We start from the raw sequence: 20103 nt of genomic DNA on the forward strand, positions 1-20103 counted from the left end.
CGCGGCCGGCGGCTGGCTGGCGGGGCATGCGCAGCGAGGGCACGGCCACTTACTCCGCCCGGGCGCGCGCGGCGCCCAGGTAGGTTTCGATCACGCGGGGATCGCCGGCCAGCTGCGAGGCGGGACCGTGCATGCTGATCTCGCCGGTCTCCAGCACGTAGCCGTAGTCGGCCACCTGCAGCGCGGCGCGGGCGTTCTGTTCCACCAGCAGGATGGACACGTCCTGCGCGCGCAGCCGCTCGATGATCTGGAAGACTTCGCGCACCACCAGCGGCGCGAGGCCCAGGCTCGGCTCGTCCAGCATCAGCAGCTTGGGCCGCGACATCAGCGCCCGCGCGATCGCCAGCATCTGGCGCTCGCCGCCGGAGAGCGTGCCGGCCAGCTGCGCGCGGCGCTCCTTCAGCCGCGGGAACATCTCGTAGACGCGCTCCAGCTGCGAGCGCCAGTTGGCGATGCGCAGCTTCATCGGCCGGTAGCCGCCGAGGACCAGGTTGTCCTCCACCGGCATGGTGCCGAACAGCTCGCGCCGCTCCGGCACCAGCGCCAGCCCCAGCATCACGCGCTCCTCCAGCGTGGTGTCGGCGATGTCCTGGCCGTCGAAGACGATGCTGCCGCGCGCGGGCAGCAGGCCCATCAGGGCATTGAGCGTGGTGGACTTGCCGGCGCCGTTGGGGCCGATGACCGTGACCACCTTGCCGCGATCGAGCTGGAAGGACAGGCCGGTCAGCACCTCGGCGCGGCCGTAGCCGGCGTGCAGGTCCTTCACCTGGAGCAGGGGCGTCGTTGCATCGGCCATCAGTGTTCCGTTCCCAGGTAGGCGGCGCGCACCGCGGGACTGGCCTGCACCTCGGGCGGCGTGCCTTCCATCAGATTGGTGCCGAACTCCATCACGACGATGCGGTCGGTCAGGCCCATGACGAATTCCATGTCGTGTTCCACCAGCAGCAGGCTCATGCCTTCGCTCTTCAGCTGGCGCAGCACGTCGCCCAGCGCCTGCTTCTCCTTGTGGCGCAGGCCGGCCGCGGGCTCGTCCAGCAGCAGCAGGGCGGGGTCCGTGCACAGCGCGCGGGCGATTTCCATCAGCCGCTGCGGGCCGAGCGCCAGGTTGCCGGCGAGTTCGTGCATGCGGTCGGCCATGCCGATGCGCGCAAGCTGGCGTTCGGCTTCGGCGAACAGGCGCTTCTCCTCGTCGCGGTCCAGCCGCAGCATGGCGCGCACGCTGCCGGTCCGGCCGCGCAGGTAGCCGCCGAGCGCGACGTTCTCCAGCACGGTCATCTCCGGGATCATCTTCACGTGCTGGAAGGTGCGCGAGATGCCCTTGCGCGCGATCGCCCGCGAGGGCAGGCCAGCGATGTCCTGGCCGCGGTAGCGCACCTGGCCCGAGGTGAGGCCCAGCACGCCGGTGACCAGGTTGAAGGTGGTGGACTTGCCGGCGCCGTTGGGGCCGATCAGGCCGACGATCTCGCCGGCGCGCAGCTCGAAGCTGACGTCGTTCACCGCCACCAGGCCGCCGAACTCCTTGCGCACGGCCTGCACCTGCAGCAGCAGTTCGCCGTGCGCCGGCTTGTCGCGCGCGGGCAGCGGCGGCGCGCCTTCCCAGTCGCGCACGCGGTCGGCGCGCGGCAGGCGGCGCTGCACGAAGGTCCACAGGCCGTCGGGCGCGTACTTCAGCACCACGACCAGCACGATGCCGAAGACGATGGTCTCGAAGTTGCCGCTGGTGCCGATCAGCCTGGGCAGCAGCACCTGCAGCTGGTCCTCGGTCAGCTTGACCACCGCGGCGCCGAGGAAGGCGCCCCACACGTGCGACACGCCGCCCAGCACCGCCATGAACAGGTACTCGATGCCCTTGTTGATGGAGAAGGGCGAGGGGTTCACCGTGCGCTGGAAGAAGGCGAACAGCCAGCCGGAGACGGCGGCCAGCACCGCGGCGAGCACGAACACGTTGAGCTTGTAGCGGAAGGTGGAGATGCCCATGGCCTCGGCCATCGTCGCGCCGTTCTTCATGGAGCGGATCGCGCGGCCGGGACGCGAGTCGAGCAGGTTGGCGCAAGCCCAGGCCGCCAGCAGCGCGATCGCCCAGATCAGTGCATGCAGCCCGCGGCCGGTGCCCAGGTCCATGCCGAACAGCTTGAGCGTGGGCACGCCCAGGATGCCGTCGTACTTGCCCAGCCAGTCCATGTTGCCCATGGAGTAGTACAGGACCAGGCCCCATGCGATGGTCGCCAGCGGCAGGAAGTGGCCCGACATGCGCAGCGTGATCGCGCCCAGCAGCATGGCGGCGGCCACGGCCAGTCCGACCCCGATCAGCAGCGCCAGCCAGGGCGAGGCAGACAGCTTCACCGCCATGAAGGCCGCGGTGTAGGCGCCGATGCCGACGAAGGCCGCCTGGCCGAAGGAGGTGAGGCCCGCCACGCCGGTCAGTAGCACCAGGCCGAGGGCAACAAGCGCATACAGGCCGATGTAGTTGCTCTGCGTGATCCAGAAGTCCGGCACCGGCAGCGCCGGCAGGGCCAGCATCAGCAGCGCGAAGGCGGGGAAGGCGAAACGGCGCAGGCCCGTCATCAATGCTCCTCCCCGTGCGGGTCGGACAGCGAGCGCCACAGCAGCACCGGCAGGATGGAGGCGAACACGATCACCTCCTTGAAGGCGCTCGCCCAGAAGGAGCTGAAGCTTTCCAGCAGGCCGACGCCCAGCGCGCCGACCAGCGCCAGGGGATAGCTCGCCAGCCCGGCGAACACTGCCGCGACGAAGCCCTTGAGGCCGATGAGGAAGCCGCTGTCGTAGAAGATCGTTGTGGTCGGTCCGATCAGCAATCCCGACAGCGCGCCGATCAGCGCCGCCATGGTGAAGGCCAGCCGGCCGGCGCCGCTGGACGAGATGCCCATGAGGCGCGCGCCCGCGCGGTTGACCGCGGTGGCGCGCAGCGCCTGCCCGTGAGCGTGCGCTCGAAGAACAGGTAGAGCAGCACGATCAGCGCGAAGGAGGCGACGAAGATGATCACGGCCTGGCCCGTGAGCGCGAGCGCACCGGCGGAGAAGCGGCTGTCCCAGAAGCTCGGGTTGCGAAAGCCCTCCGCGCCGAAGAAGAACAGGCCCAGGCCGACCAGCGCGAAATGGACGCCGACGGACACGATCAGCAGCACCAGCACCGAGGCGTCCGCCAGCGACTCGTAGGCCAGGCGGTAGATCAGGGAGCCGAAGGGCGTGACCAGGGCCATCGTCAGCAGCGCCTGCACCAGCAGCGGGAAGCCGCGCGGCGCCGCCCAGATCGCGATGGCGGAGGCGATCACCGGGAAGGCGAGGGCGCAGCACCTGCTTGGCGACGCGGGCGGGCGGCAGGTGATGGCGCCATCCGTGCAGGACGTCGGCAATCGCCGCCATGCCCGCCAGGATCAGCAGGAACCACACGGTGCCCGGGACCTTGCCGGTCTGGAACAGCGCCAGCGTCAGCGCGCCGAAGGCGACGAACTCGCCCTGCGGAATGAAGATCACGCGGGTGACCGCGAACACCAGCACCGTCGCCAGGGCGAGCAAGGCGTAGATGGCGCCGTTGGTGAGGCCGTCGATCGCGAGGATGCCGGCGATGGAGAGATCCATGGATTCGTTGTCTTTGTTCCCTCCCCCTCTGGGGGAGGGTCAGGGTGGGGGCGCCCGCAGGCGCAGGTCGGTGTCGGCGCGCAGCGCCCCCATCCCAGCCTTCCCCCAGAGGGGGAAGGAGCGTTTGTCTTTTCCTTGTCCTACTTCTCGACGACGAACTTGCCGCCGGTGACCTTGAGCATCACGCCGGTTTCATTCGTGTAGCCCCAGTGGTCGTCCTTGCTCCAGTTCATCACGCCGTGCGCGAAGACGGTGCGGCCCATGGTCTCGAAGGCGTCGCGCAGCGCGGCGCGGAACTCGGGCGTGCCGGGCTTGGCCTTCTTCAGCGCGATCGGCACGGCCTTCTCCAGCGCGATGGCGGCGTCATAGGAGTGGCCGGCGAACTGGTTGGGCGCGCCGAAGGCCTTGTCGTACTTGCCGAAGAAGTCCATCGCCACCTTCTTGGACGGATGGTTGTCGGGCGCTGCTCGCCGACCATCGCCGGGCCGGACACGACGTAGGTGCCTTCCACGGCCTTGCCGCCGATGCGCATCAGGTCCTGCGTGGCCGCGGCGTGCGTCTGGTAGATCCTGCCCTTGTAGCCGCGCTCGACCAGCGCCATCTGCGGCATCGCGGCACCGGAGCCGGAAGCCACGACCAGCATCGCGTCCGGGTTGGCCGACGTCAGCTTCAGGGCCTGCGGCGTGACGCTGGTGTCGGTCCGCGCGAAGCGCTCGGCGGCAACGATCTTCATGCCGGCCTTCTCGGCCAGCGGCGTCAGGGCCTTGAGCCACAGCTCGCCATAGGCGTCGGTGTAGCCCAGGAAGCCGATGGTCTTGATGTTCTGCTTCTTCATGTGCTCCACGACGGCGTGGGCCATGACGTCGTTGCCCTGCGGCAGGCGGAACAGCCACGGGCTGTCGCCACCGACCGGGGAGGCGGCGAGCTGCACCGTCTTGAACTCCGTCGCCACCGGCGTCATGGCGCCGGCCACGGGCGTGAGGCAGGAGCCGATGATCAGGTCCACCTTGTCCTCGGTGACGAAGCGGCGCGCGTTGCTCACGCCCTTGCCCGGGTCGGACGCGTCGTCGAGGATGATCAGGTTGACCTTCTCGCCCGCGATCTCCTTGGGGAAGAGCTTGAACTGGTTGTTCATCGGGATGCCGAGGCCGGAGCCCGGGCCGGTGAGCGACAGGCTCACGCCGATGTTGATGTCCGCGAGGGCGGCGCCGGCGGCGGCGAGGGTGACCGCCGCGGCGATCAGGGAGCGTACGAGTTTCATCTTCTGTCTCCGGGTTGAAAGTTTCTCAAGATCAGCGCGGCGCCATGCGCAGCGCGCCGTCGAGGCGGATCACCTCGCCATTGAGGTGGGTGTTGGTGACGATATGGCAGGCGAGCTGGGCGAACTCTTCGGGTTTGCCCAGGCGCTGCGGGAAGGGAATCGACGCCGCCAGCGACTGCTGCACAGTCTCCGGCAGTTGGCGCATCAGCGGCGTGGCGAACAGGCCCGGCGCGATGGTGCACACCCGGATGCCGTGCTGCGCGAGGTCGCGCGCCATCGGCAGCGTCATGCCCACCAGCCCGCCCTTGGACGCGCTGTAGGCCTGCTGGCCGACCTGGCCGTCGAAGGCTGCGACCGAGGCGGTGAACAGCATGACGCCACGCTCGTTGTCCTCCAGCGGCGCGAGCTTCGCGCATTCGGCGGCGAACAGGCGGCTGGCGTTGTAGGTGCCGATGAGGTTGATGTTCACGACGCGCGCGAACTCCTCCAGCGGCGCCGGGCTGCCGTCCTTCTGCACGATGCGCCTGGCGGTGCCGATGCCGGCGATGTTCATCAGGATGCGCGCCGGGCCGTGTTTCGCGGCGGCCTTGGCAATGGCCGCGGCCATGCTGTCGGCGCTGGTGATGTCGCACTGGCAGGCCACGGCGGAGCCGTTTCCAGATTGCCCGCCGATGTCCGCCGCCACCTTTTCGGCCAGCTCCATGTTGACGTCGAGCACCGCGACCTTGGCGCCCATGCGCGCCAGCTCGCGCGCGGTGGCTTCGCCGAGGCCGGAGGCGCCACCGGTGACCAGCGCGGCCTGTCCCTGGATGTTCATGCGTTCTCCTTGGTGGGCTTGAGCGTGAAGGGCAGGCGCTCGTCGTGGAAGGCCTGCACCAGCGCGTCGCGGTGCTTGAGCACGGCGCGCTGGTTGATCGATCCCTTGTCGGTGACCTCGCCCTTGTCGATGGAGGGTGGCTCGTGCATCAGGTGCAGGCGCGCGACGCGGTTGGCGCTGCCGGTGCCGCCCGGCGCGAGCGCGTCGACCACGCCCTGGAAGTGGTCCTGCACTGCCGCGCTTTCCAGCACTTCCTTCAGCGGCGCATCGGCCGGCAGGTGCGGCGCGAGCTGCCGGATCTTCTGCGTGGGAAACAAGAGGGCTCCCACCTCGTTGCGGTTCAGCCCGGTGATCACGGCGTCCTGCGTGTAGGGCGCGCCGGCGGCGATGATCTTCGCGCGCAGCGGCCCGACGCTGACGAAGGTGCCGGTGGCGAGCTTGAAGTCCTCGGCGATGCGGCCGTCGAACTTCAGGCCCAGGTGCGGGTTGGCCTCGTCGATCCAGAGCACGGCGTCGCCGGTGCGAAAGAACCCTTCCTCGTCGAAGCAGTCCTGGCTGGCTTCCGGGTTGCGCCAGTAGCCCGGCGTGACGTTCGGGCCCTTGTAGCGGATCTCGGTCTTGCCTTCCAGCGGCACCAGCTTCAGTTCCATGCCGGGCGTGGGCAGGCCCAGGTAGCCGGACTTCACCTCCGGGTTGGTGATGAACACCGCGAAGGGCGAGGACTCGGTCATGCCCAGGCCGGTGCCCATCACGATGCGCTCGCCGATCTCCGCTTCCTGCACCTCGTGCAGCAGGTCCCAGATCGGCTGCGCCAGCGCGGCGCCGGCGTAGAAGAACATGCGAACGCGCGACAGCAGCTTCTTGCGCAGCACCGCGTCGGACTGCATGGCATGCGCGATCGCCTCGAAGCCGGTCGGCACGTTGAAGTACACGGTGGGCGCGATCTCGCGCAGGTTGCGCAGGGTCTCCTGCACCAGCGCGGGCGTCGGCTTGCCGTCGTCGATGTAGAGCGTGCCGCCGTTGTAGATCGTCAGGCCCACGTTGTGGTTGCCGCCGAAGGTGTGGTTCCAGGGCAGCCAGTCCACCAGCACCGGCGGCTCCTCGGCCAGCACCGGCATGGACTGGCGCATCTGCTGCTGGTTGGCGCACCACATCGCATGGGTGTTGATCACCGCCTTGGGCAGCTTGGTGGAGCCGGAGGTGAAGAGGAACTTGACGATGGTGTCGGGCCCGGTGGCCTGCATCGCGGCCTCCACGGCGGGTGTCGGCTGCGTGGAGAGCAAGCTTGCCAGCGGCGTTGTTTCTCGGCCTTCGATGCGGCCCTCGCCGAGCACCACTTCCACGTCCTGGCCGACGGCGGCCTGCACGGCGCGGGCATAGCGCGCGTCGGGGGCGAACACGAGACCCGGCGTCAGCGTGGTCAGCACGTGCCGCAGCTTGTCGAAGTCCTGGCTGACCAGCGAATAGGCGGGCGACACCGGGCAGTGCGGGATGCCGACGTAGAGCGCGCCCAGTGCGACGAGGGCGTGCTCCAGGCTGTTCTCGCCGAGGATGGCCACGGGCCGCTCGGCATTCAGGCCGCGGTCCAGCAGCGCCTGGCCGATGCTGCGCGCGCGCTCCAGTGCCTCGCGCCAGGTGACGGTCTGCCAGTCGCCGGTGCTGCCGTCGGCGTTGCGCTTGCGGCGCGCCATGAAGATGCGATCGGGCTGCTTTTCGGCCAAGTGCACCAGCCGGTCCGTCATGCGGCGGGCGTGGTCCTCCAGCGGTTGCTCGGCGCGCAGGTAGCGCACGCCGTTCGCGCCCTCGCGCAGGATGGCGCGCGTCACGCCGAAGCGCAGCGGGCGGTATCGGGCGTGGGCACTCTGCGGCGCTCTCATGTCGTCTCCTCGCATGCGGGTGCGCTCAGCTCTTGCCGACCTTGGCGGCACGGCCTTCCAGGAAGTCGCGCACGCGCTCCTTGGCCTCGGGCGCGCTCTGGGCGATGGCGGCCATGAGCGCCTCCGTGAAGAAGCCCTGGTCGGCGGGCTGCTCGGCGATGCGCGGCAGCGCGTGCATCAGCGCGTAATTGGTCAGCGGCGCGTTCTCGGCGACGCGGCGCGCGAGTTCGATCGCCTTGGTGACCGCCTGGCCGGCGGGCACCAGGTACTGCGCGAAGCCGGCGCGCTCGCCTTCCTCGGCCTGGTACACGCGGCCGGTGAGCATCATGTCGGCCATGCGCGCCGCGCCGATCAGGCGCGGGATGCGCACCGCGCCGCCGCCGCCCACGAAGATGCCGCGCGAGCCTTCCGGCAGCGCGTAGAAGGTGGTGGCGTCGGCCACGCGGATGTGGCAGGACGCGGCCAGCTCCAGGCCGCCGCCGACCACCGCGCCGTGCAGCGCGGCAATGACGGGAACGGGGCCGTATTGCACCTCCTCCAGGCAGGCGTGCCACATGCGCGAGTGGTGCAGGCCGGCGCCGGCGTCGCGCTCCTTGAGTTCGGACAGGTCCAGCCCCGCGCAGAAATGGTCGCCGGCGCCGTCGAGCACGGCCGCGCGCACCGTGGTGGGCAGGTTCTGGAAGGTGTCGCGAACGCCGAGCACAAGCGCGTCCGACAGCGCGTTGCGCTTGGCCGGCCGGTTCAGGCGATGATCGCGATCTCGCCGTCGATCTCGAGCTGGATGTCTTTGATGGGGGTCATGAAGCGTTTGCGGAGTGGGCGGATTGTTTGTTATAAACAATAACCAAATCAAGGCCGCCAACCTAGGGGATTACCCTGGGAAGGCACAGATCCCGGAGACAAGATGGACCACGCGAACCTGGTCGCGATCGACGTGCACACGCATGCCGAAGTGAGCTGCTGGAACCCCTTCGACAACTACGGCGAGGAGTACGACCGCGCGGCGGACAAGTACTTCCGCAGCAACCGCCGGCCGACGATCGCCGAGACCATCGCCTACTACCGCGAACGCAAGATCGGGCTGGTGATGTTCACGGTGGACAGCGAGTCCAAGCTGGGCCGCCGCCGCATCCCCAACGAGGAGATCGCGCAGGCCGCGCGCGAGAACAGCGACATGATGGTCGCCTTCGCCAGCATCGATCCGCACAAGGGCAAGATGGGCGCGCGCGAAGCCGAACGCCTGATCAAGGAAGAGGGCGTCAAGGGCTTCAAGTTCCATCCGACGGTGCAGGGCTACCACCCCTACGACAAGATGGCCTGGCCGATCTACGAGGTGATCAACGCGCACAGGATGCCGACGATCTTCCACACCGGCCACAGCGGCATCGGCTCGGGCATGCGCTGCGGCGGCGGCCTGCGGCTGGAGTACAGCAACCCGATGCACCTGGACGACGTCGCGATCGACTTCCCCGACATGCAGATCGTGATGGCGCATCCCAGCTTCCCTGGCAGGACGAGGCGCTCTCGGTGGCCACGCACAAGCCCAACGTGTGGATCGACCTCTCGGGCTGGAGCCCGAAGTACTTCCCCAAGCAGCTCGTTCAGTACGCCAACACGCTGCTGAAGGACCGCATCCTGTTCGGCAGCGACTACCCGCTGATCACGCCGGAGCGCTGGATGAAGGACTTCGAGGAAGCCGGCTTCAAGCCCGAGGTGATGCCCGGCATCCTGAAGGGCAACGCGGTGCGCCTGCTGGGGCTGGCGTGAGCGCCGCACGGCCGCCCGAAGGCGCTCGCCCCCTCCGCTTGCGGAGGGGAGGCGCAGGCCGCGCAGCGGGCAAGCCTGGGGGAGGCTTCGTGAGAGCCTTCTTCCGCGGCCTCGCCGACATCGAGGCCCTGGAGCGCACGCCGTATGAAGAGGCGATCCCGGCGCGCACGACCTACGGATTGATCGCGCGTGCGGCGCAGCGTTTCGGCGAGCGCATCGCCTTCAGCTACCTGCCGGATGGCGAGCTCGCGAGCGCGCCGCAGCGCATCACGTACGCGCAGCTGCTGGCGAACGTCCACCGCGCGGCCAACCTGTTCCGCCGGCTCGGCGTGGGCCCCGACGACGCGGTCGCCATCCTCGCACCGAACATTCCCGCGACGCACTACGCGCTGTGGGGCGCGCAGGTGGCGGGCCGCGCCTGCCCGATCAACTTCATGCTGCAGCCCGACCACGTCGCGGCGCTGCTCGATGCCAGCGGCGCCAAGGTGGTGGTGGCCCTCGGGCCGGACGCGGAGCTCGACGTCTGGTCCGCGGTGCAGAAGGTGCCGGGCCTGTCCTCTCGCACCGTGCTGGCCATCGGCGGCAGCTTCGAGCAGGCGCTGGCGCAGGAAGCCGAGGTGCTGGACTTCGATCCCCAGCTCGCGCCGGAGCGCATCGCCGCGCTGTTCCACACCGGTGGCACGACCGGCGCGCCCAAGCTGGTACGGCACACGCACGGCAACGAGGCGCACACGGGCTGGTTCGCGCACCGCTTCTACGGCTTCGACCAGGAGACGGTGGAGGTGAACGGCTTCCCGCTGTTCCACGTCGCCGGGGCCTTCGTCTACGGGCTGGCGCTGCTGGCCATCGGCGGCACGCAGGTGCTGCCCACGGTCAGCGGCATGCGCAATGCGGCCTTCCTGCGCAACTACTGGAAGTTCTGCGAGCGCGAGCAGGTCACGGCGCTCGCCTGCGTGCCGACCATCCTGGCGGGCTTGTACAACCTGCCGGTGGATGCGGACATCTCGCGGGTGCGGGTGGCCTACACCGGCGGCTCGCCGCTGCCCACCGAGCTGGCCGCGCGCTTCGAGAACACGCTGGGCATCGCCGTGCGCAACATCCTGGGCATGACGGAGTGCGCCGGGCTGGTGTCGATCGAACCCTTCCACGCGCCGCGCGTGCCCGGTTCGGCCGGGCTGCGGCTGCCGTACACCGAGGTGCGGATCGTGCCCTGGGGCGGCGCCAGCCTGTCACCGGGCCGGCAGTGCGCCACGGGCGAGACCGGCGTCGTCGTGCTGCGCGGGCCGAACGTCAGTCCCGGCTACACGGATGCGGCGCGCAATGCGGGCATGTTCGAACAGGGCTGGCTGGTGTCGGGCGACCTGGGCCACATCGACGCGCAGGGCTACCTGCACGTCACCGGCCGCGCCAAGGACGTGATCATCCGCGGCTCGCACAACATCGATCCGGGGCTGGTGGAGGACGCCTTCCTCGCGCATCCCGCGGTGGCCATGTGCGCGGTGGTCGGCGAGCCGGATCCGCATTCGGGCGAGGTGCCGGCGGCCTTCGTGACGCTCAAGCCGGGCATGCAGCTGGCAGGCGAGGCGGTGCTGCAGGACGTGGCCGGCAAGGTCTACGAGCGGCCGGCGGTGCCCAAGCGCGTGGTGGTGCTGGATGCGCTTCCGCTCACCGCGGTGGGCAAGGTGTACAAGCCGGCGCTGCGGTTGCGGGTGACGGAGCTGAAGCTTCAGGAGGTGCTGTCGGCGGCGGCGCCGGGGGTGGCGCTCCAGGTGACGGCGCGGGAGAAGGGCGCGGGATGCGTTGCCGACGTCACCGTGGACGCGGCGCGGGATCCCCGATTGGAGCAGCGCCTGCGCGAAGCACTCGGCGCGATTGCGGTAGAGACGACGATCGTTTTCCGGTAGGTTGGGCTTCGCGCCAGCGAACCCCAACGGCGGGGTGCGGCGAAGCCGCAGCCCACCCTACGGCAGGCGCGTCACCAGCCACCCTCCGCAAGCCACGCATCGACGTCGGCCAGCCGGTCATTCCCCCAGAACGGCTCGCCATCCACCACGATGGTCGGCGAGCCGAAGATCCCCGCCTTGATCGATGCCGCCACCGCATTGCGCAGCAGCGTTGCCGCCTCGTCGCTCGCGGCTCCCGCGATCACCGCTGCCGCATCCAGCCCCTCGGGCAACCGGATCGCCCCCACCGCCTCCGGCGTCGACAGGTCGCGTCCCTCGGCCCAGAACGCGTGGAAAAGCGCATGCGCCATGGGCGCCGCCAGTCTCGGGTGGTGCTGCTTGACCCAGTAGAAGGCCCGCGCCGGCGGCAGCGGATTGCCCACCGACGCGTTCAGGTCGCGGCCGAGCCGCACGCCCGCGCGGCGGGCCAGCCGCAGCACGTCGCGCCGGACGTAGTCGCCCTTGAGCGGCGTGTCCAGCAGGGGCTTGAGGCCCATGACCTTGAGCACGGCCACGCCGAGCAGCATGGGCCTCCAGTCCACCGTCCGGCCGTGGTGGGCTGCCAGCGCCTCGATCCGCCGGCTGGCGAAGTAGCCATAGGGCGAGATGAAGTCGAAATAGAAGGCAAGCGGGGCGGCCATGGCCGGAGCTTACAGTTTGTGCTCGACCGTTGCATCGGCTCACGCGCCGACGGCATCGCCGCTGACGCGGACGAGCTGCAACTCCAGGGAATAAGCCCGTTCTAACCCCCATGGAACAGCTGAAAGCCAGCGGGGGAGGGGACCTATCTGATGGTGGACTACCTCATCGGCGTCGACGGCGGTGGCAGCGGCACCCGCGCGCTGGTCCACCGTGTCCGCGGCGAAGTGGTGGGCACCGGCCTGGCCGGCCCGTCGGCGCTGCAGCAAGGCATCCCGCAGGCCTGGGACAACGTGCTGGCGGCGGTCCGCCGCGGCTTCGAAGCCGGCGGCGTGGCGGTGCCGCCCTGGCAGCGCTGCGCGCTCGCCGCCGGCCTGTCGGGCGTGAGTCACGCCCCTGGCGCGAGGACTTCCTCCTGCGCAACCCCGGCTTCGGCGTGCTCGAAGCGGAGACCGATTCCTTCACCATGCTGATGGGCGCGCACGGCGGGCAGCCGGGCGCCATCCTCATCGCCGGCACCGGCAGCATCGCCGAAGCGCTCCGCGCCGACGGCAGCCGCGCTACAGTCGGTGGATGGGGATTCCGCGTGGGTGACGAAGGAAGCGGCGGCTGGCTCGGCCTGCAGGCCGTGCGCCATGGCCTGGCCGCGTTCGACGGGCGCGTCAACGCCAGCCCGCTGGCGCGCCGCGTCTGGATGCATTGCGGCGACGAGCGCGAGGCGCTGCAGGAATGGTGCGCCACCGCCGGCCAGTTCGAATTCGCCCAGCTTCGCCCGCGCCGTCTTCGAATGCGAAGCGACCGACCCGGCCGCCGCCCGCCTGCTGGAGCAGGCGACGCTCGCGCTGGAGGACCTCGCGCTGGCCATCGATCCGCGCGGCAAGCTGCCGCTGGCCGTCAGCGGCAGCATCGGCGAGCGGCTGGTGCCCCGCATGCGTCCGTTCGTGCGCAGCCGCATCGTCGCGGCCAGGGCCGGGGCCGCGGAGGGCGCGCTGATGGTCGCGCGCCGCGCCGCCAGGAAAGAGACGGAAGCCGCCCTGTGACGCGCAGCCTGAAGGGTCGAATCCTCACGCCTGCCGGCCTGGTGGATGGCACCCTTCGAATCGGCAGCAACGGCCGCATCGAGGCCGTCGAAGGCACGCCGGTCGCACCCGAAAGCGCTCGCGACACGGCCGGTCCCTTGCTGCTTCCCGGTTTCATCGACCTGCACGTGCACGGTGCCGCCGGGCGCGACATCATGGAAGGCGGGGACGCCGCGCTGCAGGTGGCGCGCAAGCACGCCGAACACGGCACCACCGCGCTGCTCGCCACGACGATGACCGCACCGATGGAGGACCTGCGCGCCTCGCTCGCCCCGGTCGGCGCGCTGGCGCGCAAGGGTGAACCCGGCGCGGCGCGCGTGCTGGGCATGCACCTCGAAGGTCCCTACATCAGCAGCGAGAAGCTGGGCGCGCAGCCGCCTTATGCGCGGCCGGTGTCGCTGGACGAACTGAAGGAGCTGGACGCGCTGGCGCCGATCCGCCTGCTGACGATCGCGCCCGAAGTGCCCGGCAACCTGGACGCGATCCCGCGGCTGGTGGCCGCCGGCTTCCGCGTGCAGATCGGCCACACCGCCGGCACCTATGAGGACGGCGTGCAGGCGCTGCAACGCGGCGCGCGCGGCTTCACCCACCTGTTCAACGCCATGACGCCGCTGCACCACCGCATGCCCGGCATGGTGGGCGCGGCGCTGGCGCACGCGCAGTACGCCGAGATCATCCCCGACCTGCTGCACGTGCACCCCGGCGCGATCCGCGCCGCCATGCGCAGCATCCCCTGCCTGTATTGCGTCACCGATTCCACCGCCGCCACCGGCATGCCCGACGGCGAGTACCGCCTGGGCCGCCAGCCCGTGACCAAGTGCCTGGGCGGGGTGCGGCTGGCCGACGGCACGCTGGCCGGCTCCACCCTGACCATGGACCGCGCGCTGCGCAACCTGGTGGACGTGATCGGCCTGGCGCTGGACGACGCCGCACGGAGGCTGTCCACCCACGCCGCCGATTTCCTGGAACTGCCGGACCGCGGCCGCCTGGCCGCGGGAGCCTGGGCCGACGTGGTGGTGCTGGACCGCGACCTGCGCGTGCAGGAGGTCCTGATCGAAGGAGGAAGCACCGATGTCGCGCATGCTCGATGAGGCGCGGGAAGCGCCCGCCGCCGTCGCCCGCCAGCTGGCCGAGAACCGCGACCGCTGGCGCGGCTTCGGCGAGCGCCTGCGCAAGCAGCCGCCGACCTCGCTGCTGACCATCGCGCGCGGCAGCTCCGACCACGCGGCGCATTACGCCGCCTACCTGATCATGGCCCGCATGGGCCGGCTGGTCACCTCGATGCCGATGTCGCTGGTGACGCTGTACCAGTCGGAGATCCGCTGCGAGGGCCTGGCCTCGTTCGCGTTCTCGCAGTCGGGGCAGAGCCCGGACCTGGTCGGGCCGACGCAGTACTTCCGCGAACGCGGCGCGGTGACCTGTGCCTTCGTGAACGATCCGGACTCGCCGCTGGCGCGCGCGGCGGAATGGCTGTTCTGCCTGCATGCGGGGCAGGAGAAGAGCGTGGCGGCCACCAAGAGTTTCATCGCGCAGCTGGTCGCAGGGGCGCGGCTGGTGGCGTCCTGGCAGGATGATGCCGCACTTGCGGCGGCATTGGAAGAGCTGCCCGCGGCCATGCAGCGGGCGGTGGACACCGACTGGTCGGACGCCCTCGCTGTCCTACAAGGCGCGAACCGCCTTTTCGTGGTCGGCCGCGGCCTCGGTTTGCCGGTCGCCATGGAGGCCGCGCTGAAGTTCAAGGAGACCTGCGGCATCCAGGCCGAGGCCTTCTCGGGCGCCGAAATCCAGCACGGGCCGATGGCCCTGATCGACGAGGGTTACCCGCTGCTCGTGTTCGCGCCGCGCGGCCCCGCGCAGGCCGGCCTGCTGGAAGTGGCGCGCACCATGCGCGCACGTGGTGCACGCGTGCTCCTCGCTGCGCCGGCGGGCACTCCTGAAGCGAACCTGACGCTTGCGGAGGGGCCCATCCCCGAGCTCGATCCGGTGTGCGCGATCCAGAGTTTCTACCCGATGGTGGAAGCGCTCGCGCGAGCGCGCGGCAACGATCCTGACAGCCCGCCGCACCTGAAGAAGGTGACGCGCACCAGCTGAGGACAAACGCACTGTCGTTTACACGCCGCTCTCGTTTCCCCTAGCAACTCTCACCTCTTGTTTTTATCTACCGTTCACCTACAGTGAAGTCGGCGTTCGGCCTACATGGCGCGTTGAGGCAGAACCCGGGTGTGAGAGTACAGTGACAGCCGCACTGCACGAATGGCCCTGCAGTACGCTCAAAGGAGGCTTCATGGACGTCGTCCGCAATTTCCTCACGCGTTACGAGACCAAGCGCGAGGAAGAGTTGTCGATCGAGGAATACCTCGACCTCTGCAAACGGGATCCGCTGACGTACGCCACGGCCTCCGAACGCATGCTCGCCGCCATCGGCGAACCCGAGATGGTCGACACGCGGCACGACCAGCGCCTCTCGCGGATCTTCGGCAACAAGGTCATCCGCGTCTATCCCGCGTTCAAGGACTTCTACGGACTGGAAGAGCCGATCGAGCAGGTCGTCTCGCACTTCCGCCATGCCGCGCAGGGCCTGGAAGAGAAGAAGCAGATCCTGTACCTGCTGGGCCCGGTGGGCGGCGGCAAGTCCTCGATCGCCGAGCGCCTGAAGCAGCTGATGGAACAGGTGCCGTTCTACGCGCTCAAGGGCTCGCCGGTGAACGAGTCGCCGCTCGGCCTGTTCTCCAACGACGAGGATGGCCCGCTGCTGGAGCAGCAGTTCGGCATCCCGCGCCGCTACACGCAGCGCATCATGTCGCCCTGGGCCGTCAAGCGCCTCGAGGAATACGGCGGCGACATCCGCAAGTTCCGCGTCGTCAAGCGCTTCCCCTCGATCCTCAAGCAGATCGGCATCGCCAAGACCGAGCCGGGCGACGAGAACAACCAGGACATCTCCTCGCTGGTCGGCAAGGTCGACATCCGCAAGCTGGAAAGCTTCGCCCAGGACGACCCGGACGCCTACAGCTACTCCGGCGGCCTGTGCCTCGCGAACCAGGGCCTGCTGGAATTCGTGGAAATGTTCAAGGCGCCGATCAAGGTGCTGCACCCGCTGCTGACGGCCACGCAGGAAGGCAACTTCAAGGGCACCGAAGGCTTCGGCGCGATCCCCTTCGACGGCATCGTGATGGCCCACTCGAACGAGAGCGAGTGGAAGGCCTTCAAGAACAACAAGAACAACGAAGCCTTCCTGGACCGCATCTACGTGGTCAAGGTGCCGTACTGCCTGCGCGTCACCGAGGAAGTGAAGATCTACGAGAAGCTGATCTCCAACTCCTCGCTCAAGGACGCCGTGTGCGCGCCCGGCACGCTGAAGATGATGGCGCAGTTCTCGGTGCTCACCCGCCTGAAGGAGCCGGAGAACTCCAGCATCTATTCCAAGATGCTGATCTACGACGGCGAGAACCTCAAGGACACGGACCCCAAGGCCAAGAGCTACCAGGAGTACCGCGACTACGCCGGCGTCGACGAGGGCATGAACGGCATCTCGACCCGCTTCGCCTTCAAGATCATCTCGAAGGTGTTCAACTTCGGCTCGGAGGAAGTCGCCGCCAACCCGGTGCACCTGATGTACGTGCTGGAACAGCAGATCGAGCGCGAGCAGTTCCCGGCCGAGACCGAGCAGAAGTACCTCTCGTACATCAAGGAACACCTGGCCGCCCGCTACGCGGAATTCATCGGCAAGGAGATCCAGACGGCCTACCTGGAGTCCTATTCCGAGTACGGCCAGAACATCTTCGACCGCTACGTCACCTACGCCGACTTCTGGATCCAGGACCAGGAGTTCCGCGACACGGACACGGGCGAGATCTTCGACCGCGCCGCGCTGAACAGCGAGCTGGAGAAGATCGAGAAGCCGGCCGGCCTGTCGAACCCGAAGGACTTCCGCAACGAGATCGTCAACTTCGTGCTGCGGGCGCGGGCCAACAACGCCGGCAAGAACCCGGTGTGGACCAGCTACGAGAAGCTGCGCACGGTGATCGAGAAGAAGATGTTCTCGAACACCGAGGAGCTGCTGCCGGTGATCAGCTTCAACGCCAAGGCCTCGGCCGACGAGGCGAAGAAGCACGAGGATTTCGTCAACCGCATGGTCGAGAAGGGCTACACGAAGCGGCAGGTGCGTCTGCTGTGCGAGTGGTACCTGCGCGTCCGCAAGAGCTCCTGAACACGCGGCGAACACACTTGACTAGAGGAAGGGCCGCCCAGTGACCAACAGCAGTGGTGGCGAGCGGTCCATGCTCCACCAGGTCATCGACCGCCGCCTGTCGGGCAAGAACAAGTCGATAGGCAACCGAGAGCGCTTCCTGCGCCGCTACCGCGAGCAGATCAAGGAAGCCGTGCGCAAGGCGGTGGGCGACCGCAGCATCAGGGACATCGAGGACGGCGCGGACATCACCCTGCCCAGGCGGGACGTGACCGAGCCGACCTTCGGCCACGCGCCCGGCGGCAGCCGGGAGATGGTGCACCCGGGCAACGAGGAATACATCCGCGGCGACCGCATCCAGCGGCCGCAGGGCGGCGGCGGTGGCGGCTCCGGCGGCAGCGGTGCCAGCCAGGACGGGCAGGGCGAGGACGACTTCGTCTTCCGCATCAGCCGCGAAGAGTTCATGAACTACTTCTTCGACGACCTGGCGCTGCCCCGCATGATCCGCACGCAGCTGCTGGCCGACGTGCCGGAGTGGAAGCTGCGGCGCGCCGGCTATGTCTCCGAAGGCAATCCCACCAGCCTGCACGTGGTGCGCTCCATGCGCGTGGGCCTGGCCCGCCGCATCGCCATGGGCGGCGACGCCCGCACCGAACTGAAGCAGGCCGAACGCCAGCTGGAAGACCTGGAACGCCGGCCGGAAGGCCCGCCGCCCGAAGTGGAAGTGCTGCGCAAGCGGGTCGCCGAATTGCGCGAGCGCATGAAGCGGGTTCCCTTCCTGGATCCCTTCGACCTGCGCTACCGCAACCGCGTGCGCGAGCCCAAGCCGACCAGCAAGGCGGTGATGTTCTGCCTGATGGACGTGTCCGGCTCCATGGACGAATCGCGCAAGGACCTCGCCAAGCGCTTCTTCATCCTGCTGTACCTGTTCCTCTCGCGCCACTACGAGAAGACCGAAGTGGTCTTCATCCGCCACCACACGCAGGCGGCCGAAGTGACCGAGGACGAGTTCTTCCACGCCACCGAAAGCGGCGGCACCGTGGTGTCCTCGGCGCTCACGCTGATGAACGACATCATCCGCTCGCGCTACATGGGCAGCGAGTGGAACATCTACGGCGCCCAGGCCTCGGACGGCGACAACTGGCAGCAGGACTCGTCCAAGTGCCGCGAGCTCCTGGACAGCAAGATCCTGCCGCTCGTTCGCTACTACGCCTACGTGCAGGTGGCCGACGAGGACCAGAACCTGTGGGAGGAGTACACGCGCGTGCGTGACGCCAACCCGCAGTTCGCCATGCAGAAGATCGTGACCCCGTCGCAGATCTTCCCGGTGTTCCGCGACCTCTTCAAGAAGACACCCCAGGCGGCATGATGGAAGACGCACTCCTGACACCCTCCGACGTCAAGAAGCCCAAGGACGACGCGAAGCGGCTGCCCAGCCCGTCCGACTGGAACTTCGAGCTGATCGAGACCTACTTCCAGGCGATCCGCGCCACCGCGGAACGCTTCGGGCTGGACACCTACCCGACGCAGCTGGAGCTGATCACCGCGGAGCAGATGCTCGATGCCTACGCCTCGGTGGGCATGCCGGTGAACTACCGCCACTGGTCCTACGGCAAGCACTTCATCCAGAGCGAGAAGAGCTACCGCCGCGGCCACATGGGCCTGGCCTACGAGATCGTCATCAACTCCGATCCGTGCATCGCCTACCTGATGGAGGAGAACACGATGCCGATGCAGGCGCTGGTGATGGCGCATGCCTGCTTCGGGCACAACTCCTTCTTCAAGGGCAACTACCTGTTCCGCATGTGGACGGACGCCAGCTCGATCATCGACTACCTGGTCTATGCCAAGAGCTTCGTCACCGAATGCGAGGAGCGCCACGGCATCGACGCGGTGGAACAGGTGCTGGACGCCTGCCACGCGCTGATGAACTACGGCGTGGACCGCTACCGCCGGCCGCAGAAGATCTCGATGGTGGAAGAGGAAAACCGCCGCAAGGACCGCGAGGCCTACCTGCAGCAGCAGGTCAACGACCTGTGGCGCACGCTGCCGGCCAAGGCGGGCAAGGCCGCCGAGAAGAAGACGCGCCGCTTCCCCGAGGAGCCGCAGGAGAACATCCTGTACTTCATCGAGAAGAACGCGCCGCTGCTGGAGCCCTGGCAGCGCGAGATCGTGCGCATCGTGCGCAAGATCGCGCAGTACTTCTATCCGCAGCGGCAGACGCAGGTGATGAACGAGGGCTGGGCCACGTTCTGGCACTACACGCTGCTCAACACCATGTACGACGAGGGCAGGCTCTCGGACGGCTACATGATGGAGATCCTGTCCTCGCACACCAACGTGGTGTTCCAGCCGCCGATCACGCACCCGGGCTACAGCGGCATCAACCCGTACGCGCTGGGCTTCTCGATGTTCACGGACATCCGTCGCATCTGCGAGAAGCCCACCGACGAAGACCGCCAGTGGTTCCCCGACCTGGCCGGCACCGACTGGGTGAAGTCGCTGGACTACGCCATGCGCCACTTCAAGGACGAGAGCTTCATCGGCCAGTACCTCTCGCCCAAGCTGATGCGCGAGATGCGCCTGTTCGCGGTGCTGGACGACGCGGCGCAGTCGGAACTGGAAGTCTCCGCCATCCACGACGAGAACGGCTACCGCCGCCTGCGCGAAGCGCTGTCGCGGCAGCACGACCTGGGCTGGCGCGAACCCAACATCCAGGTGTGGAACGTCAACGCCCGCGGCGACCGCTCGCTGACCCTGCGCCACATCCGCAACGCCGACCGCCCGCTGGACAACAGCGCGGAGGAAGTGGTGAAGCACGTGGCGCGCCTGTGGGGCTTCCGCGTGCGGCTGGAGAGCGTGGACGGCCACGACCGCGTGATGCAGCACTGGGAAGTGACGCCGCCGGCGCACCACTGAGTGCGGCGACGGGAAA

General features: G+C 68.7%; 13 protein-coding genes and 5 pseudogenes. 10 read left to right on the forward strand and 8 right to left on the reverse strand.

Translation table 11 applies throughout. From position 1 onward, the window contains the following. Window positions 1-49: 49 nt before the first annotated feature. From HK415_RS04230 to HK415_RS04260, 7 genes and pseudogenes are all read right to left on the reverse strand, one after another. The gene (locus HK415_RS04230) at window positions 50-796 is read right to left on the reverse strand and encodes an ABC transporter ATP-binding protein (RefSeq protein WP_171556888.1); all 747 of its coding nucleotides are present in this window, start codon (window positions 794-796) and stop codon (window positions 50-52) included. Beyond that, window positions 796-2565 (reverse strand): branched-chain amino acid ABC transporter ATP-binding protein/permease, encoded by a 1770-nt coding sequence (locus tag HK415_RS04235; RefSeq protein ID WP_171556889.1) that lies wholly within the window; start codon window positions 2563-2565, stop codon window positions 796-798. Before HK415_RS04235 ends, HK415_RS04230 begins: the two co-directional genes overlap by 1 nt. Beyond that, window positions 2565-3599, reverse strand: a pseudogene (locus tag HK415_RS04240) (branched-chain amino acid ABC transporter permease). Before HK415_RS04240 ends, HK415_RS04235 begins: the two are co-directional and overlap by 1 nt. Before the next feature lie 140 nt (window positions 3600-3739). Continuing rightward, window positions 3740-4860: pseudogene (locus tag HK415_RS04245) on the reverse strand (ABC transporter substrate-binding protein). Between the two features lie 31 nt (window positions 4861-4891). After that, window positions 4892-5677, reverse strand: coding sequence for an SDR family NAD(P)-dependent oxidoreductase (locus HK415_RS04250; protein ID WP_171556890.1), 786 nt, complete (start codon window positions 5675-5677; stop codon window positions 4892-4894). Continuing rightward, entirely contained in the window at window positions 5674-7554 is a 1881-nt protein-coding gene (locus HK415_RS04255) for a feruloyl-CoA synthase (protein ID WP_171556891.1), read from the reverse strand. The genes HK415_RS04250 and HK415_RS04255 overlap by 4 nt, the downstream gene beginning before the upstream one ends. 25 nt (window positions 7555-7579) lie before the next feature. Further along, window positions 7580-8355, reverse strand: a pseudogene (locus HK415_RS04260) (crotonase/enoyl-CoA hydratase family protein). Between the two features lie 103 nt (window positions 8356-8458). Between HK415_RS04260 and HK415_RS04265 the strand changes: the two are divergent. After that, a pseudogene (locus HK415_RS04265) lies at window positions 8459-9321 on the forward strand (amidohydrolase family protein). Window positions 9322-9410: 89 nt separating this feature from the next. After that, window positions 9411-11225: an AMP-binding protein gene (locus HK415_RS04270; protein ID WP_171556892.1), complete on the forward strand. Its 1815-nt coding sequence runs from the start codon at window positions 9411-9413 to the stop codon at window positions 11223-11225. Between the two features lie 71 nt (window positions 11226-11296). On the opposite strand, the gene HK415_RS04275 is transcribed toward HK415_RS04270, so the two are convergent. Beyond that, window positions 11297-11905, reverse strand: coding sequence for a 2-hydroxychromene-2-carboxylate isomerase (locus tag HK415_RS04275; RefSeq protein WP_171556893.1), 609 nt, complete (start codon window positions 11903-11905; stop codon window positions 11297-11299). A 150-nt stretch (window positions 11906-12055) separates the two neighbouring features. On the opposite strand from HK415_RS04275, the gene HK415_RS23780 reads away from it, so the two are divergent. The 8 genes and pseudogenes from HK415_RS23780 to HK415_RS04305 all read left to right on the forward strand — a co-directional run bounded on the left by HK415_RS23780 (window position 12056) and on the right by HK415_RS04305 (window position 20087). Then, window positions 12056-12376, forward strand: coding sequence for a hypothetical protein (locus HK415_RS23780; protein ID WP_216369731.1), 321 nt, complete (start codon window positions 12056-12058; stop codon window positions 12374-12376). Further along, window positions 12376-12573, forward strand: a pseudogene (locus HK415_RS26835) (BadF/BadG/BcrA/BcrD ATPase family protein); the annotation flags it as partial. The gene HK415_RS23780 and the pseudogene HK415_RS26835, both read left to right, overlap by 1 nt. Beyond that, window positions 12539-12943: a hypothetical protein gene (locus HK415_RS24515; protein WP_253261760.1), complete on the forward strand. Its 405-nt coding sequence runs from the start codon at window positions 12539-12541 to the stop codon at window positions 12941-12943. The pseudogene HK415_RS26835 and the gene HK415_RS24515, both read left to right, overlap by 35 nt. Next, window positions 12940-14073 carry an N-acetylglucosamine-6-phosphate deacetylase gene (gene nagA / locus HK415_RS24520; protein ID WP_309246573.1) on the forward strand — a complete coding sequence of 378 codons (1134 nt, stop codon included), beginning with the start codon at window positions 12940-12942 and terminating at the stop codon, window positions 14071-14073. Before HK415_RS24515 ends, nagA begins: the two co-directional genes overlap by 4 nt. After that, entirely contained in the window at window positions 14063-15073 is a 1011-nt protein-coding gene (locus tag HK415_RS04290; RefSeq protein ID WP_171563162.1) for an SIS domain-containing protein, read from the forward strand. The genes nagA and HK415_RS04290 overlap by 11 nt, the downstream gene beginning before the upstream one ends. A 193-nt stretch (window positions 15074-15266) precedes the next feature. Then, window positions 15267-17189, forward strand: coding sequence for a PrkA family serine protein kinase (locus HK415_RS04295; RefSeq protein WP_171556894.1), 1923 nt, complete (start codon window positions 15267-15269; stop codon window positions 17187-17189). Window positions 17190-17259: 70 nt separating this feature from the next. After that, on the forward strand, window positions 17260-18537 hold the full coding sequence (locus tag HK415_RS04300; protein WP_171556895.1) for a YeaH/YhbH family protein: 1278 nt from the start codon (window positions 17260-17262) through the stop codon (window positions 18535-18537). Further along, window positions 18537-20087, forward strand: coding sequence for a SpoVR family protein (locus tag HK415_RS04305; protein ID WP_253262070.1), 1551 nt, complete (start codon window positions 18537-18539; stop codon window positions 20085-20087). The genes HK415_RS04300 and HK415_RS04305 overlap by 1 nt, the downstream gene beginning before the upstream one ends. Window positions 20088-20103: the final 16 nt, after the last annotated feature.

It is taken from the genome of Ramlibacter montanisoli, from assembly GCF_013087525.1.
In the GTDB taxonomy this organism is placed as follows: Bacteria; Pseudomonadota; Gammaproteobacteria; order Burkholderiales; family Burkholderiaceae_C; genus Ramlibacter; species Ramlibacter montanisoli.